General features: G+C 71.5%; 14 protein-coding genes. 7 read left to right on the plus strand and 7 right to left on the minus strand.

Annotated elements, in window-relative coordinates; translation table 11 throughout:
• Positions 1 to 4: 4 nt before the first annotated feature.
• The 7 genes from FIP57_RS08005 to FIP57_RS08030 form a co-directional block, all read right to left on the minus strand.
• Positions 5 to 1,309 (minus strand): polysaccharide deacetylase family protein, encoded by a 1,305-nt coding sequence (locus FIP57_RS08005; protein WP_162529715.1) that lies wholly within the window; start codon positions 1,307 to 1,309, stop codon positions 5 to 7.
• Positions 1,306 to 2,583: a glycosyltransferase family 2 protein gene (locus tag FIP57_RS08010; RefSeq protein ID WP_203231113.1), complete on the minus strand. Its 1,278-nt coding sequence runs from the start codon at positions 2,581 to 2,583 to the stop codon at positions 1,306 to 1,308. Before FIP57_RS08010 ends, FIP57_RS08005 begins: the two co-directional genes overlap by 4 nt.
• Positions 2,584 to 2,605: 22 nt before the next feature.
• The gene (locus FIP57_RS23140) at positions 2,606 to 2,743 is read right to left on the minus strand and encodes a hypothetical protein (protein ID WP_162529716.1); all 138 of its coding nucleotides are present in this window, start codon (positions 2,741 to 2,743) and stop codon (positions 2,606 to 2,608) included.
• Positions 2,744 to 2,754: 11 nt separating this feature from the next.
• Complete coding sequence (locus FIP57_RS08015; RefSeq protein WP_148572987.1) at positions 2,755 to 4,047, minus strand: nucleotide sugar dehydrogenase; 1,293 nt, start codon at positions 4,045 to 4,047, stop codon at positions 2,755 to 2,757.
• A 203-nt stretch (positions 4,048 to 4,250) separates the two neighbouring features.
• Positions 4,251 to 4,880 (minus strand): metal-dependent hydrolase, encoded by a 630-nt coding sequence (locus FIP57_RS08020; protein ID WP_148572988.1) that lies wholly within the window; start codon positions 4,878 to 4,880, stop codon positions 4,251 to 4,253.
• A gap of 12 nt (positions 4,881 to 4,892) precedes the next feature.
• Entirely contained in the window at positions 4,893 to 6,056 is a 1,164-nt protein-coding gene (locus FIP57_RS08025) for a glycosyltransferase family 4 protein (protein ID WP_148572989.1), read from the minus strand.
• Position 6,057: 1 nt separating this feature from the next.
• Complete coding sequence (locus FIP57_RS08030) at positions 6,058 to 7,098, minus strand: glycosyltransferase (protein ID WP_148572990.1); 1,041 nt, start codon at positions 7,096 to 7,098, stop codon at positions 6,058 to 6,060.
• 137 nt (positions 7,099 to 7,235) lie between these two features.
• On the opposite strand from FIP57_RS08030, the gene FIP57_RS08035 reads away from it, so the two are divergent.
• The 7 genes from FIP57_RS08035 to FIP57_RS23960 all read left to right on the plus strand — a co-directional run bounded on the left by FIP57_RS08035 (position 7,236) and on the right by FIP57_RS23960 (position 15,923).
• Positions 7,236 to 8,378, plus strand: coding sequence for a glycosyltransferase family 4 protein (locus tag FIP57_RS08035; protein WP_148572991.1), 1,143 nt, complete (start codon positions 7,236 to 7,238; stop codon positions 8,376 to 8,378).
• Positions 8,375 to 9,529 carry an alpha/beta hydrolase gene (locus tag FIP57_RS08040; protein WP_148572992.1) on the plus strand — a complete coding sequence of 385 codons (1,155 nt, stop codon included), beginning with the start codon at positions 8,375 to 8,377 and terminating at the stop codon, positions 9,527 to 9,529. Before FIP57_RS08035 ends, FIP57_RS08040 begins: the two co-directional genes overlap by 4 nt.
• An 84-nt stretch (positions 9,530 to 9,613) precedes the next feature.
• The gene (locus FIP57_RS08045; RefSeq protein WP_148572993.1) at positions 9,614 to 10,069 is read left to right on the plus strand and encodes a hypothetical protein; all 456 of its coding nucleotides are present in this window, start codon (positions 9,614 to 9,616) and stop codon (positions 10,067 to 10,069) included.
• A 37-nt stretch (positions 10,070 to 10,106) separates the two neighbouring features.
• Positions 10,107 to 10,952: a lysophospholipid acyltransferase family protein gene (locus tag FIP57_RS08050; protein WP_148572994.1), complete on the plus strand. Its 846-nt coding sequence runs from the start codon at positions 10,107 to 10,109 to the stop codon at positions 10,950 to 10,952.
• On the plus strand, positions 10,949 to 13,405 hold the full coding sequence (locus tag FIP57_RS08055) for a hypothetical protein (protein ID WP_148572995.1): 2,457 nt from the start codon (positions 10,949 to 10,951) through the stop codon (positions 13,403 to 13,405). Before FIP57_RS08050 ends, FIP57_RS08055 begins: the two co-directional genes overlap by 4 nt.
• On the plus strand, positions 13,402 to 14,706 hold the full coding sequence (locus FIP57_RS23145; protein ID WP_162529717.1) for a lipopolysaccharide biosynthesis protein: 1,305 nt from the start codon (positions 13,402 to 13,404) through the stop codon (positions 14,704 to 14,706). Before FIP57_RS08055 ends, FIP57_RS23145 begins: the two co-directional genes overlap by 4 nt.
• Entirely contained in the window at positions 14,703 to 15,923 is a 1,221-nt protein-coding gene (locus FIP57_RS23960) for a CDP-glycerol glycerophosphotransferase family protein (protein WP_162529718.1), read from the plus strand. Before FIP57_RS23145 ends, FIP57_RS23960 begins: the two co-directional genes overlap by 4 nt.
• The last annotated feature ends 18 nt before the right edge of the window (positions 15,924 to 15,941 follow it).

Genomic DNA, 15,941 nt, shown 5'->3' on the forward strand with positions numbered 1-15,941 from the left:
CGCGTCAGCCCGCCACCATCACATAGTCGTCGACGGTCAGGCTGCCCTTTCCGCGCAGCGACAGCCCGAAGCTGAGAGCGGTCGCATCCTCGGGCAGGGGCGATGTCTCGTGAAACGCGTGCGTCCAGCTGGTCGACGGAGGCAAGGATGGGCTGGTCTCCCAATACACCCACTCACCGTCCTTGGTTCGATAGAACGTCACCAGGCTGACGGTGCTGGAGGACTCCCCAGTGTGTGGCCACGAACCGCGGTAGGAAGCCCAGAGCCTGTAATGCTGTCCGGCCTCCACGGGCGCGAGGCACGAGGACTCGGAGGCACGTTGACTCAGGACCATCTTGTGGTCACCGGCCTCGTCGACCTCGACCCGCTGGGCAACGCGACCCGACTTGGCGTCGGTGACGGTCTTCCATATCGCCTCGCCGTCCAGATCTGACTGTTGGAAGCAGGTCGGGACGGTACGGGAGACGCGCTCCAAGTCTCCGTTGGAAACCAGGTTGCCCTTCTCGGGAGGCCTCGGCGGCGCGATGGGCACCTGGCCTCCGGTCGCGTCCTCCCGGATCTCTGCCGTGGAGCACAGCTTCGCGTCATTCATGTGGTCCACGATCGGCTGCAATGCGGCTGCCGCGTTCCGGCTGGCTTGCCCCTCGGCGTCGTGCATCGCCACGATGGTGCCGTCGCGCAACCCCCGATAGCGCTCACCGTCGTACGTGTACCCGTGGATCACCCGCTCGGCGATCTCCTCCGGCGAGCTACCCGACCAGTCGTCTGAGTCGAGGATGTTCGCGTCCGGCGCCCCCCAAGGCATGACCAGGCGATAGCCCAGGCGTCGTGCCACAAGGTCGGCGTACGAACTCACGTCACCGTAGGGAGGTCTGTACAGCGTGGGGGCCGGCAGACCAGCTTCGACGATCGCTTGCTTCGTCCGCTCGAGCTCCTCGGTGATCTGCTGCTCTGTGAGAGCGGCCGTACCAGTGGTCGCACCCGTCATCGAAGCGTGGTCATACGTGTGGCTCTGGATCGAGAACCCGCGCGCCGCAAGGTCCCGAACGATCTCGGCTCCCTCGGCCGTCTCGACCTTTTCCCCGAGGACGAAGAAGGTGGCCTCGAGGTCGAGCGCAACCAGCTGATCCGCAACCTCGGTGGTCACAGGCCCGGGGCCATCGTCGAAGGTGAACGCCACGTAGCCGCCCGAGCAATCATTGGCCAACGGCCGCACCCGATCGCCCGCAGACGAAGCCTCGCTGCAGCCGGCGAGCGCTACCGCGATGGCTGCGGTGCCGACGAGCCCGAGGACCCGGGCGCGACTCACGGTCGTGCCTCTTCGAGGCTGCGGGGCTTTGCCATGGGCGCCGTCCTCTGGGCTGGCATGGCCGGCGCGGCGACGACCCGGGTCTGCCATCGGTTGTCGAACAACTTGAAGAGGGCGACGTAGCGGATTGGCATCAACCAGAAGAAGTTGAGCACCGTCGCAAGATGCGTTCCCAGCGCCCACAGCCGGACCTTCTGCCTGAGGCTCACCCCTGGGCGCCCCATCAGGTAAAGCGCCGACGTGCCCATGCGCACCGAGAAGTAGGCAGCCACGTACAGTCCGAGCACCCAGAGGTGGCCGCTGTAGCGATCCCCGTGGGACGTGACCAGGGCGAGGAGGATCCAGATAAGCATCAACGGGGTGACGACGAGCTGGACCAGACCGATCGTGGGCGAGAGGATCTTCACCGGCGAGAGGTTCTTGAAGACGTAGGGCAGCATCCACCACCAGGACCGGGCCCAGCGCAACCGCTGCCGGTAGGTGCCATTGAGCGAAGTCGGCATGTCAGTCTCAACGCCGGCCTCGTAGACGCCGACGACATCGCCCCGCTCGAGCGCACGCAGGGCCAGCCAGCGGTCGTCCCCTGTCCCGCACTCCACCGCGTAGGCATCGAGGTGGTCGTAGAGGATCTCACTGCGGTAGAGCGCCAGAGCACCCGACGTGGTCTCCAAAGCACCGATGGTCGAGCGCGAGGCGCGCATCATCACGCAGCTGATGCCGATGTCCATGTCAGCCGCCGTGGAGACCCACGTCTTGTCATGGTTGCGGACGTAGATCATGCCGGTGGCGGCTTGCACCTTCGGGTTGGACATCGACCGCAGCAGGTGCTCGACGGCGTCCGGGTACGGCGCCGAATCCGAGTCGACCGTGACGATGAAGTCCCACTCATCGGGGCTGAACTGACGCAACACGGTGCACTGCGCTCCACGCTTGCCGGTGTTCTCCTGGCGCATCCAGGTCACCCGTGGGTCGTCGAAGGGCTGGACCGGGTAAACCGACCCGTCGTCGATGACGCAGATGGCGTCCGGTGGCCTGGTCTGGTCGAGCAACGAGCGAACGGTCGTGTGCAGGACATCCAGGTCTTCGTTGTAAGAGGGCACGATCGCCAAGACCCGACCCGAGGCTGGCGGCAAGCTCAGGTATCTCCTGCCAACGACGAACGAGATCAGGCAGTAGGCGATCAGCAGCACGCCAAGCGTCCAGTAGCTACGCAAGGCCAGCTCGGCTGTCCGGTCGTACACCACTACGGTGGTGGCGGCGAGCACTGCCAGCACAGCCGCTACGACCATCCAACGTCTACTTTGAAGCGACACGGGACCACACCTTTGCTGTGACGCGGTACATCGCGATCCCACCCAAGGTGGTGGCGACACCTGACTTGATGACTGCGGCCAGGGTGATGACGTGCCCCAGCACGAGAATGCCGTCGTTCATCTGAATGCCCTTCAGAGCTTCGCGATGTGCGCAGCGGAGTCGAAGCGATTGCGGCAGTCGAGCAGCAGCGGCGAGAACTCGGCGATCTTGCCGTAGTCGAACTCCTCGTGGTCGGTGACGAGGATGACCAGGTCCGTCTCGACCAGCGCGTCGTAGAGGGACTCGAACTCAACCCGCGGGCTTCGGTTCCAGTCGATGACATGCGGGTCGCTGACCCACACCTCGGCCCCCTGGTGAGCCAGGAGCTCCACCATCCGTTCCGCGGGAGACTCACGCACGTCGCTCGTCCCGGGCTTGTAGGCCACACCGAGCACACCAATGCGCGCTCCGTTGAGGCACATGCGGCGACTGTTCAACAGTTCGCCAGCTCGGGACACCACGTAGTCGGGCATGTGATTGTTGATGTCGACTGCCAGCTCGACGAACCGGAACGACTTGTCGAGCTCGGTGCGAACCGCCCATGACAGGTACGCGGGGTCGATGGGCAGGCAGTGTCCACCCACCCCCGGTCCGGGGGTGAACTTCATAAAGCCGAAGGGCTTGGTGGCGGCCGCATCGATGGCCTCCCACACGTCGATCCCGAGATCGTGCGCCAGGATCGCCATTTCGTTGACGAGCGCGATGTTCACGTGCCGGAAGGTGTTCTCCAGAAGCTTCGCAAGCTCGGCGACCTTGGTCGCCGAAACACGCACCGTCGTGGCGACGAGCTGCGAGTAGAAGGCGTCCACAGCATCGAGAGCCTCGACCGTCGTGCCAGAGACGATCTTCGGCGTGGTCTCGAACGTGAACTCGCGGTTGCCCGGGTCGATCCGCTCGGGCGAGAAGCCGAGGTGGAAGTCGCGCCCTGCGCGGAGTCCAGTCAGATCCAGGAGGATGTCCGCCACCAGCCGCTCGGTAGTGCCTGGATACGTGGTCGATTCGAGCACGACCATGGCCCCCGGGCGGAGATGATCTGCGAGCGTCCGGGTCGCGGACTCGACGAAGCTCAGGTCCGGCGCACCGGCGCGCAACGGCGTCGGAACCGTGATGACAGCAACGTCGAACTCGCGGAGTTCATGCACGTCCGAGGTCGGCTCGAACGACGTCAGCTGGGAGAGCCGGTTGTCGCCGATGTCCTCGACGTACGAGACCCCGTGCTGCAGGGACTCGACCTTCCCCTCGTCGGGGTCGTATCCGACTACGTCCAACCCGACCTCCGCTGCGCGAACAGCGAGGGGCAACCCCACGTAGCCCAGTCCGAGCACCGCTACCTTCGTTCGCGCGGCGACGTTGTCGTCGCCGGCGACGCCTGTCGTCCGTTCCATGTCCCCACCCCGAGTGGATTTGGTGACGACGAAACACGCGTCTCCCCCGTGACCGGACCCCTCCGGACAAGCTTGGATGCGGCACCCCTACCGCGAACCCCCGGGACGACTCCCATTCGTCGGTCGGCACACGAGGCCGACATATCCATGGTGCAAGCGGGCAAACCGGTTTTAAATGGGCAATAGGTCCGGTTCGCCGGGGACTATGGGGTCCTGTTCGAGCGTGCCCTTTGGCGACTCTCAGGGGGGGTCGGCCGCTCGCGACCGGGCGTGGCCAGGAACGTCACCACCACCAGCACCGCGAGGTAGAAGGACGCCGGGAGCCGGACGTCCTCCCCGGCCAGCGGCCAGAAGGCCGGGACACCGGGGCCGGAGGCGAGGTCGCGGAAGAGGTGGAGGAGGACGCCGAGGGCGGCGGCGAGGAAGAGGTTCGAAAGGCTCGACCACCGCGACGGGCTCAACCACCTACGTGGTTTCGACAGGCTCAACCACCCCAACCACCCCAGGACGAGGACGAGCGGGGTGGCCAGGCTGTGGGTGAACGGCCGGCCGTCGGAGGTCGACAGGTCACCGAGCTCAAGGACCAGCGGCACGTGGTCCACGTCGATCGCACACGCGGAGACCAGCACCACCACGACGAACCGCCGGTCGAGCGGGCCACGGAGGTGGCCGATCGCGAGCAGCACCAGGGCGGCCGTCGCCAGGTGCGCGCTCTCGTCGAGGACCCCGGTCAGCAGCAGCTCGAACGGCATCCGCGCCAGGACGTGGTCGACCACGACGACCACTCCGAGGAGCAGGGGCGCGAGCCAGCGCCTCCCGGCGAGACCGGTCACCGACGAATCGTGTCAGACCTGGAGCTGCGGCTCGCGCCGCCGGCCGGCCGCCTCGCCCAGCAGCCGCAGCGTCGCCGCCGTCGAGTGGCGCCAGTCCCACCGCTCCTCCGCGGCCGCACGCCCGGCGGCCCCGAGCGCCTCGCGGCGCGCGTCGTCCCGCAGCAGGTCGACCAGCTCCGACGCCAACGCGGCCGCGTCACCGGGCGGCACCAGCACGCCGTCGACGCCGTCACGGACCACCCACGGGATGCCGCCGACCCGGCTGCCGACCACCGGCCGGCCGCAGGCCATCGCCTCCACCAGGGCCATCCCGAACGACTCCGACTCGGTCAGCGACGGCAGCACCACCACCGAGCCCCGCTGGTAGGCCCGCACCAGCTCCGCCCCGGTCAGCGCCCCGCGCCACTCCACCGAGGCACCGATCCCGAGCAGCTCGACCCGGTCACGCAGCGCAGGCACGTCGTCGCCGTCGCCGACGAGGACCAGCCGGGCGTCCGGCACGGCAGGCAGCAGCGAGGCGAAGGCGTCCAGCAGCACGTGGACCCCCTTCCACCGCGAGGTCCGCTGCATCCTCCCGACGTACAGCACCGTCGGCGTCGCCGGCGGCGGACCGGGCACGAACGTCGCGGTGTCCACCCCCGGCGGCACCAGCGCCGCCCGCCCCGTCGCGAAGGTGGAGGCGACGGTGGAGACGGCGACCAGCCGGTCCGCGCGGGCAAAGACACGCGGGAGGACCGCCCGTTCGTACGTCCTCAGCACCAGGTCGACCGGCCCGCCGACCCCCTTGACCAGCGAACCGGAGTGGTAGGTGAGGACGACCGGGCGGTGCCCCGCGACGTAGGTGGCGACGTCGGCGAGGTACGGCGTCGGGGCGTGCGCGTGCACGACGTCGATCCGGTGGCGGCGGAGCAACGCACGCAGCTGCACCGGCCACCAGCCGCTGACCGGGCTGTTGGAGAGCTTGAACCACGGGGCGAGCCGGACCACCGTGACGCCGTCCTCGACGGTGACCTGCGTGCGCCGCGACGTCCCCGTCGTGATGACGACGGCCTGGAAGGCGGGGTCGGCGTGCAGCGCGCGGGCGACCTCGTGGGTGTAGCGCTCGAGCCCGCCGACGCTGGGCGGGTAGTACGGCGTCACGAGCCCGACCCGGACCACCTCGACCGGCTCGGCCATCTCAGGAGCCGACGGAGCCGTGCTGGAGGTACGCCAGCCTGCTGACCTCGTGGCGCGCCTTGCGCATCCCGTCGAGGATCAGTCCCGCGGTCATCGCCAGGCAGGCCACGATCCCGAACCCGATCGACGAGGCCAGCGTCGGCATCCGCGGGACGAAGCCGGTCTCGACGTACTGCGCCAGCACCGGCACGCCCAGCAACAGCGCGAGCAGCAGGCTGAACCCGGCGATCACGCCGTAGAACGCCATCGGCCGCTCGTGCCTTGCCAGGCTGAGGATCAGCGCGAGGATCTTGGTGCCGTCGCGGTAGGTGCGCAGCTTGCTCTCCGTGCCGGCGGCCCGCTCGCGGAAGCCGACCGGGAGCGTCACCGTCGAGGCCCGCATGCTCAGCGTGTGCACGGTCAGCTCGGTCTCGATCTCGAACTCGCGCGAGACCGCCGGGAAGCTCTTCACGAACCGTCGCGAGAAGACCCGGTAGCCGCTCAGCATGTCGCCCACGTTGGTGCCGAACACCAGCCCCACCACACGGTTGAGCACCCGGTTGCCCCACTCGTGGTTGGGCCGGTAGGCGTCGCCGACGAGCTGCTGCCGCATCCCGAGAACGTGGTCGTAGTGGCCCTCGATCAGCACCCGGATCATCTCCGGCGCCGCGGCCGGGTCGTAGGTGTCGTCGCCGTCGATCATCAGGTAGACGTCGGCCTCGATGTCGGCGAACGCCCGCCGCACCACGTTGCCCTTGCCCTTGAGGTGCTCCTCGCGGACGATCGCGCCGGCGCGACGGGCGGCGTCGGCGGTGCCGTCGGTGCTGCAGTTGTCGTAGACGTAGACGTCGATCCCCGGCACGTGGTGCTTGAGGTCGCGCACGACCTTCTCCACCGCGCCGGCCTCGTTGTGGCAGGGCACGATCGCCGCGACCCGGAGCTCCGCCCAGGGCTCGGGACCGCTGCGCGGCGCGACCGCCTGCTGCGGGACCACGGCGCCCGGAACCTTGCGGTCCGCGCTCGCCCGGTCCAGCGTGCGTGCGTCACGCAACGTCTGCGCCATCCCAACCCCCTGTGCTCGCGCCCGCCCCACACGGAGCGCTGCCGGTCGTCTGACAGGGCAACGAGAGTGGTCACACGGGGTTACGATCCGCTGCGCGACCGAGAAGAACGGCCGACCAGGCCCTGAGCGGAGGGTGGATGGACTTCCTGACCACGGCGCCCCGACCGCTCCGCATCGGCGTCGTCGCGCACTACTACCCGCCCCACGTCGGCGGCCTCGAGGTCGTCGCGAGACAGGTCGCGACGGGGCTCGCAGCGCGCGGCCACGACGTGACGGTGCTCACCAGCGCCTGCCCGGGTTCGCCGGGTCGGACCGTCGAGGACGGCGTCCGGGTGCGCCGGTTGCGGGTCGCCAACTGGTTCGAGCGGCACGGCGTGCCGTTCCCCGTCTTCGGCCCGTCGCTGGTGTGGCAGTCGTGGCGGCTGGTGCGGCGCGCGGACGTCGTGCACGTCCACGACATGCTCTACGTCAGCTCGTGGGTGGTCGCGCTGCTCTGCCGGCTGCTGCGCCGCCCGTACGTCGTCACCCAGCACGTCGGGATGGTCGAGCACCCCTCGCCCGTCGTCCGGCTGGTCCAGACGCTCGTGCTCCGCACCGTCGGGGCCCTCGTGCTGCGCGGAGCCGAGTGCGTGCTGCCGATCAACCAGGTCATCGAGGACTGGACCCGGAGCAAGGTGCGCCGCGTGCAGTCCCGGGTGCTGCCCAACGGGATCGACGCCTCGCGGTTCCGCCCCGCGAAGCCGGAGGAGCGCGCCGAGGTGCGGCGGCGGTTCGGGCTCCCCGCGGACGAGGTGCTGGTGCTGTACGTCGGCCGCTTCGTGCCCAAGAAGGGGTACGACGTGGTGGCCGCCGCCGCCGGGCCGGGCTACCGGCTGGTGTTCGTCGGCGGTGACCGGCCCGCCGGCGTCCCCGAGTCGCCGGACCGGGTCTACCTGGGAGCGCTGGACCCCGACGACGTCGCCGCGGTCTACCGCGCTTGCGACGTGTTCGTCTGCGCCAGCGTGGGCGAGGGGCCGATGACGCCGATGGAGGCGCTGCTCTCCGGCTGTGCGGTGCTGGTGAACGACGACCCGGCGATGCGCGCCCTCGGGCTCGGCGACGGCGTCGAGGAGCTCGCGATGACCCCCGAGCGGCTGCGCTCCCGGCTCGCCGCGCTCGCGCAGGACCCTGCTTCGCTGCGCGCCCTGACCGCTCGTGGGCAGGCGGCGGTCGGCAGGATCCCGACCTGGAGCGAGTACGTCAGGCGGTTCGAGGCCACCATCGGGGAGGCCGCCCGATGAGCCCCGCAACGAGCCCCGCGCTGCGCCGCACCCTCCGCGTCGTCGGGGTCCTGGTGCTCGTCGTCGCCCTGCTGCTGTTCGCCGGGGCGTGGTACTTCTCCAGCCGGATCGGCGACATCCTCACCGTCGACGACAGCCCCGCCCCGGACGAGGTGCGCGTGGTCGAGGCCGACCGGGAGAGCGTGACCCTGCAGCAGGTCGAGGGCGGGCCGACGTGGCTGACCGCCGGCCGGGTGTTCGGGCTCGACTGGGGGCGGGGGTACGGCCACGTGACCGACGTGCGCAGCGAGGAGGGCGACACCGTCGTCCGCTCGCTCACCGTCCTCGAAGGCCCCCCGCCCGCCGCCGGGACGCTCGCGCGGTTCACCCGCGAGGCGTTCCCGCGCGACGCCCGGCGCGCCTTCGACGCATCGGTGCGCGAGGTCGAGGTCGAGGGGCCGGCCGGCGCGCTGCCCGCCTGGTACGCCCCCGGCGACCGGTCCACCTGGGCGGTCCTCGTGCACGGCGGGTCGGCGTCACGGTCGGAGACGTTCCGGCTGATGCGGAGCACCGTGGCGCTGGGGATGCCGAGCCTGGCGATCTCCTACCGCGACGACATGGACAACGGCGGCGGGCAGGCCCGGATGGGGCAGGCCGAGTGGCCCGACCTCGAGGCCGCGGTCCAGCACGCGCGCGACGCGGGCGCCGAGCGGGTCGTGCTCCTCGGCTGCAGCATGGGCGGCACCATGATCGCGACGTTCCTCGAGCGCTCCCCGCTGGCCCGCCACATCAGCGGCGTCGTGCTCGACTCCCCGCTGCTCGACGCCCGGGCCACCGCCGAGCACGGCGCCGACCAGTGGCACGTCCCGGTCCCCGCCCCGCTCACCTGGGGCGCGCTCCGGCTCGCCGGGCTCCGCTTCGACGTCGACCTCGACGCCGTCGACTTCGCCGACGACGCCTCCTGGCTGCACGTGCCGGCGCTCGTCGTGCACGGCACCGAGGACGGCCAGGTGCCCGTCGGGACCTCGCGGACCCTGGCCGACCGCGCTCCAGACCTCGTCGAGGCGCACTTCGTCGAGGGCGCCGGCCACGTCGAGTCGTGGAACCACGGCCCCGACGAGTACGACGGGTGGGTCCGGACCTTCCTGCGACGGGTGCTCGACCGCTCGTAACCTCCCCGCCCCGCCCTGCGTTGTCCCTGGTGTCCGCCCGTCCGTGGGGGGCCGGCGGGGTGGGGTTCGTGAGGGAGAACGCAGATGAGGGACGACGCGCCTGCGCAGGCGACGGCCGCGCCACCTCGCTGGTGGCAGCGGGCGCTGCCGATGACGCTGCTCGCGCTCCTCGTCGGCGCCGGAGCCGTCGCGGCGCTGGACCCTGACGAGCTCGCGCTCTCCACCAGCCGCGAGCCGCAGCCCTTCGTCGAGCTGCTCCTCACCGGGGCGCCGCAGCAGGTATGCCGCAAGGAGACCGTCGGGTTCCAGCTCACCAGCCACCTCGAGGAGGCCGGTCGGGTGCGGTGGAGCGTCAGCGTCCGGCCGACCAACGCCGAGAAGCCGACGGACCGCGACCAGGGCTCCGTGCGGCTCTCCCCCGGCGGGACCCGTTCGGAGTCCGTGCGGCTCGCCGCGCCCGGCCGCGCGTACGACGTGGTGGTGCGGCTCCCCGACCGCCCCGAGCTCCTGCGCATCCACTGCCAGGGCGCCCGGCGATGACCGGCGCCGCCCGAAGCCCGAGACCGGAGGTAACCCCATGAAGCCGTCCACCGAGCTCGCCCTCGGCCGGGTCCGCGGCCTCGTGCCGACCGCCCTGCTCCCCGCCTTCGTGGAGGCGCGCACCCGGCTGGCCTGGCGCCGGCCCGAGGTGCGGGAGGACGCCCGCGCCCAGATGCGGTTCGTCCTCGAGCACACCCGTCCCGACGTCGAGATCGAGGGCGTGGCGCTGAGCTACGTGCGGCGCCAGGTGTGGCGCGGCGAGCTCCGCTGGCACCCCGAGCTGATCACCGACCAGCCGGTCGAGGGCATCGAGCACCTGGTGGCCGCCCGCGCCCTCGGCCGCGGCGTGGTGCTGAGCTTCATGCACCACGGCCACTTCGAGGGCGCGCTGGCCACGATCGGCCGGCACGGCGTCCCGCTGCACATCGTCGGCTACCCGCAGCTGCTCAGCTCCGAGGCGCCGGGGTGGATGCAGCAGCACGCCAGGGTCGCCCAGTCGCAGGGTGGGGTGGCGGTGCTCTCCACCGCGGGGGCGGAGAGGTTCGTCGAGCTGCTGACCGGCGGCGCGGTGCTCGCCCTCGCCTCGGACGTGGCCGGCAGCACCCCGATGCGGTTCCTCGGCCGTGACCTGATCGGCTCCTTCGGAGCGCCCCGGCTCGCGATGGGGACCGGCTCGCCGGTCGTCGTGATGACCTCGGAGCTCAAGGACGGCAAGCCCGCGATGCGGATCCACGAGCCCTTCGACCCGGCCGAGTTCCCCACCCCGCACAAGCTCCTCGAGGCGATGCTCGCGACGCACGAGCCGTACCTCGTCCGGTGGCCCGAGCTCTACGACCTGCCCACCACGCACTGGGGGATCCCCGACCCGGAGGTCGGTGCATGACGGCCCTCCCCTACGAGGCGCTCGCCACGGAGGACCCGTCCGCCCGGACGATGACCCTCCCGCCGGTCCGCGAGCCGGTCCCCGGGCGCGAGTCCGGCGGCGGGGACCGCCCGCGGCCGGCCGGGCTGCTCGTCGCACTGCTGCTCCTCGCGGTGGCGCAGACGGTCGTGGCGCTCGACATCGACGTGCCCGTCGTGCGACCGGTGATCGCGACGTTCACGATGCTCGGGCTGCCGACGCTGGTGCTGTACCGGCGGAGCGGGCTGGTCGTCGACGGACCGCTGGTCCGCGGCCTCTACGCTTTCGGCGCCTCGCTGCTAGGTCTCCTTCTTGTCAGCCTGGTAATGAACGGGTTGCTGCCGCTCGTCGGCCTCGGCAGGCCGCTCGCGCCGGCCGTCCTGGGGGTCACCTGGTTCCTGGTCGACGCCCTCCTGCTGGGCTGGCGCCGCTCGGTCCCTTTGCTGCCCGCCGTGGACGTGCGCGACCTGGCCCGCCGCGCCTGGGACGCGCGGCTCGAGCCCGCGCAGGCGCTCGCCTTCGCTGCCGTGCCGCTCGCCGTGGTCGGCGCGATCCGGCTCAACAACGGTGCCAGCGGCGGGGTCGCCCTCACCGCGCACCTGCTGGCGGTCGCCGCGCTGCTCGTGCTGCTGCTCAAGAACGGCAGCCGCGAGCGCGACGCCCGGGTGCTCTTCCTCCTCGCCGCCACCGTGCTGCTCGCGACCTCGCTGCGCGGTTGGGGGATCACCGGCCACGACATCCAGGTCGAGAGCTACGTCTTCGGGCTGACCTCGGACGCCCGGCACTGGTCGATGGGGCTGTTCGAGAACGCCTACACCGCCTGCCTCAGCGTCACGCTCCTGCCGACGGTGCTCACCGAGGCGACCGGGGTGTCGGGGCTCGTGTTCTTCAAGGTCGTCGCGCAGCTGCTGTTCGCCCTGGTGCCGGTGACGGTGTACCTGGTGTCGCGGCGCTTCGTCGGGCGCCGGCTCGCACTGGTCGGCGTCTCGTTCGTGGTCGCGTTCCCGACGTTCCACAGCGACATGCCCTACCTGGTGCGCCAGGAGGTCGCGTTCCTCTTCCTCGGGCTGCTGCTGCTCGCCGCCACCGAGCCGGGGTGGAACCCGTGGCTGCGGCGCGGTGCCGTGGGGTTCTTCGGGGTCGGCGTCGTCCTCTCGCACTACTCGACGACGTACCTGCTGATCCTCGGGCTCCTCGGCGGCCTCCTGCTCCTCGGTGTCCTCGAGCTGCTCCACCGCGCCACCGGCCGCCCGACCGACCGCGAGCCGCTCGTCCTGCTCCATCCCGCCACCGTCGCCGTCCTCGTCGGCACCGCGCTGCTCTGGACCGGCCCGATGACCCACACGGGCGGCCACGCCACCCAGGTCGCCAAGGACGCGGTCCTGACGCTGCTCGGCCAGGCCGAGGACGGCCCCGGCTCGTCGGACGTCTCGTTCTCGCTCTTCGGCGGGACGGAGATGAGCGAGCGGGAGCGGCTCGACCGGTACGTCGCCGAGACCATGGACATCCGCAGCGAGCACCCCCACCGGCTCGCGCTGGTCAAGGACCCCGGGCCGAAGCACACCGAGCCCGAGCTCCTCGAGGTCGACGAGGCGCCGCTGACCCCGATCGGCCGAGCGCTCGACGGCGTCGGGGTCGACACCGGCGACCTCGTCGTGGGTGCCCGGCTCGGCACCGCCGCGCTGCTGCAGGTGCTGTTGCTCTCGGGGGTGGTGTGGCTGGTGCTGGGGCGGTGGCGGGCGCTGGTCTCGCGCGACGTGGTTTCGACAAGCTCAACCACCGGTACCGGGCCGCCCACCGCATCACGGGAGGTCGTGTGCGTCGTCGGCGGCGTGATGGGGGCGCTGGGGCTCGTCGTGCTGATCCCGAGCCTCTCCGTGGAGTACGGCGTCCTCCGGGCGTTCCTGCAGACGATGCTGTTCGCCGCGCCGGTCGCCGCGGTCGGGCTCTGGTGGCTGCTCGGGCTGGCCCGCCGGCGGACGACGGCCTGGCTGGTCGGCGTGCCGGTCGCGGCGGTCGTGGTCCTCACCTCGGTCGGGCCGGCGCTCCTCGGAGGTGGACCGGCGAAGCTGGCGCTGGCCAACGCGGGGCTCTACCACGACCGCTACATCGTCGCGGACTCCGACGTGGTGGCCGCCGAACGGCTGGCCGAGGCGCCGGACAACAGCGGCGAGATGCCGAAGGTGCTGACCAGCCGCCACCAGGCACCGCGCGTGGTGAACGCCGGGGTGCCGATCGGGGAGGTGCACGACCGCACGTTCCCGACGCTGCTCAACGTCGGCTCCTACGTCTTCGCCGACGCCCGGCTGACCACCACCCGGGAGGAGACGGTCTTCTACACCGGCGACCGGATCAGCTACCGCTACCCGCTCGGCGATCTCGACCGGCTGCTCGACCTCGTCTACAGCGCGGGCTCGAGCCGGGTGTACCGGTGAGCACCGTGAGCACCGTGCTCCGCACCCGGCTCGGTGACCTCCGGTCCGACCGGATGCTCACCAACTCCGCGCTGCTGTTCGCGACCTCGGCGCTGATGGCGGCCGGCGGTGCCCTGTTCTGGATGGTCGCGGCGCGGCTGCAGTCGGCGGAGGTCGTGGGGCTCGCGGGCTCGCTGGTGGCCGCCGCCGACGCGATCGCGCTCTTCGCCCAGCTGGGGCTCAACATCGCGCTGGTCCGCACGATGCCGAGCAGCGACCGCAAGGCCGCCGACGTGCTGACCGCCACCGCGGTCGTGGCCACCACGGGCACGGTCTTCGCGCTGGCCTTCGCGCTCCTGCTCCCGGTCACCTCGCCGTCGCTGCACTCCGTGGTCGACTCCCCGTGGGTGGTCGGGCTGTTCTGCCTGCTGGTCGCGGGCACCGCGGTGAACGTCCTCACCGACAACGTCTTCCTCGCCATCGACCGCGTCCGCTCGTACCTCTGGCTCAACGGGATCCTCCTCGGCGCCGCCAAGTGCGCGCTGCCGTTCCTGCTGGTCGGCGCCGGCGCGCTCGGCCTCTACGGCTCGGTCGGCGGCGCGGCGCTTCTCTGCGGCGTCGCCAGCCTCTGGGTGGTCCTCCGCCACCTGCCTCGCCCGCGCGGCCTCGCACCGTCGCGCGAGCTGCGGCAGGCGCGGGGGTTCGCGGGCGCGAGCCACGTGACCTACGTGCTCACCGTGCTGCCGCAGATGGTGCTGCCGCTGGTCGTGATCAACGCGCTCGGCCCGGCGGCCGGGGCGTTCTTCTTCGTCAGCATCCAGGTCGTGACGCTGCAGAACGCGGTGCTCCTCGCGGTCGGCAGCTCGATGTACGCCGAGAGCGAGCGTCACCCGCACCGCCGCACCGGCGTCGTCGCCCGCGGCGGGATGACGATGGCCGTCGTCGGCGCCCTCAGCGCGCTCGCGGTCGTCTTGGCGGCCCCGCTGGTCCTCGCCGTCTTCGGTCCGGAGTACGCCGACCAGGGGACGGCCACGCTCCGGGTGATGGCCCTCGGGGTGCTCGGACTCGGGTTCAACTACTGGGTGGCGATGCGGCTGCGGATCGCCGGCAACGCGACGGCGATGGTCGTCGCCCAGCTCGTCTGCACGACGCTGGTGCTGGGCAGCTGCATCGTCCTCGCGCCGCACGGCACGGTGTGGGCGGCGGCGGCGTGGGGCGGCGCGCAGCTCGTCGGCGGGCTCGTCGGTCTTCTCATCAGCGTGACAATTTCTCCGCTGAAGGACGCCGCTCCTGGCGCCGAGCCGGTCGGGAGCGTGCGGTGAGGGAGCAGCTCCGCAATGCCGCGATCCGGGGCGCACAGCTCTCGTTGCGGAAGGGGCTGCGGCTGCTCTCCGGAGTGGTCCCGACCTCACGCCGGGTCGTGGTGTCGGCGTACCCGGAGACCGAGGGCAACGCCGGCGAGCTGCTCGCAGCGCTGCTGCGCCGCTACGACGGGCAGGTCGTCTGGCTGCGCGAGCCGGCCGGGCCGCACGCCGACCTCCCTGACCACCCGAGGCTCACCGTCGTCGACAAGGCGAGCGCGGCCGGGGTGCGGCACTACCTGCGTGCCGAGGCGGTCTTCTTCACCCACGGCCTCTACGGGAGCCCGCGGCCGTCGCGGCGCAAGCCGATCGTCAACCTCTGGCACGGCGACGGCCCGAAGGCGACCCGCCCCGGCGGTGACGCCGGCTCGCTGATCCCCAGCACCTACCTGGTGTCCGGCACCGAGCTGTTCGGTGCCCTCAAGGCCAGGGCGTTCGAGCTGCCGGAGGAGCGGCTGCTGGTCACCGGCAACCCGCGCACCGACCAGCTCTGGCGGGCGCCCGACCCCGACGCGCTCGCCGACCTCGGGATCACCGGCGACTTCGTGCTCTGGATGCCGACCTTCCGCAGCACCCGCGCCACCGGCGTCACGCGAAGCTGGTCCGAGGGCGGAGGTGATGTCGGGGTCGAGGACGTCGCGCCGCTCGTCGAGGGGCTCCGGGCCCGGGGCGTGCAGCTCGTCGTGAAGCCGCACCCGCTCGACGCCGAGGAGCGGCGCGGACCCGGCATCGTCACCGTCACCAACGACGACCTGGCCAGGGTGGGCGTCCCGCTCTACAGCCTGATGGGGCGGTCGCGCGGGCTGGTCACCGACTACTCCAGCGTGTGGGTCGACTACCTGCTCCTCGACCGGCCGATCGCCTTCTGGGTGCCGGACCGGGACAGCTACACCCGGTCGCTCGCGCCGGCCGACGTGCTGGACTGGCTGCCCGGCGAGCCGGTGGAGCCGGGCTCGGCGCCGTTCTCGAGGTTCCTCGCCGACCTCGACGCGGACGGCGGCGAGGACGCGGTACTGCGCAAGGAGGTCGCGGCCAGGATCGGCCTGCGGTTCACCAGGTCGTCGGCCGACGACCTCGTCGACGCCTTGGTCGGGAGGGGCGTGCTCCGGCTCGGGGCGCCGGCCGCGAGGCGCAGGACGTCGCTCCGCGACCGCAGGAAGGGCCGCTCGAGGAGGTAGTGGCTGCTGAGGGTCAGG

The sequence above is a fragment of the Nocardioides caldifontis genome (assembly GCF_008087345.1).
Lineage (GTDB): Bacteria > Actinomycetota > Actinomycetes > Propionibacteriales > Nocardioidaceae > Marmoricola_A > Marmoricola_A caldifontis.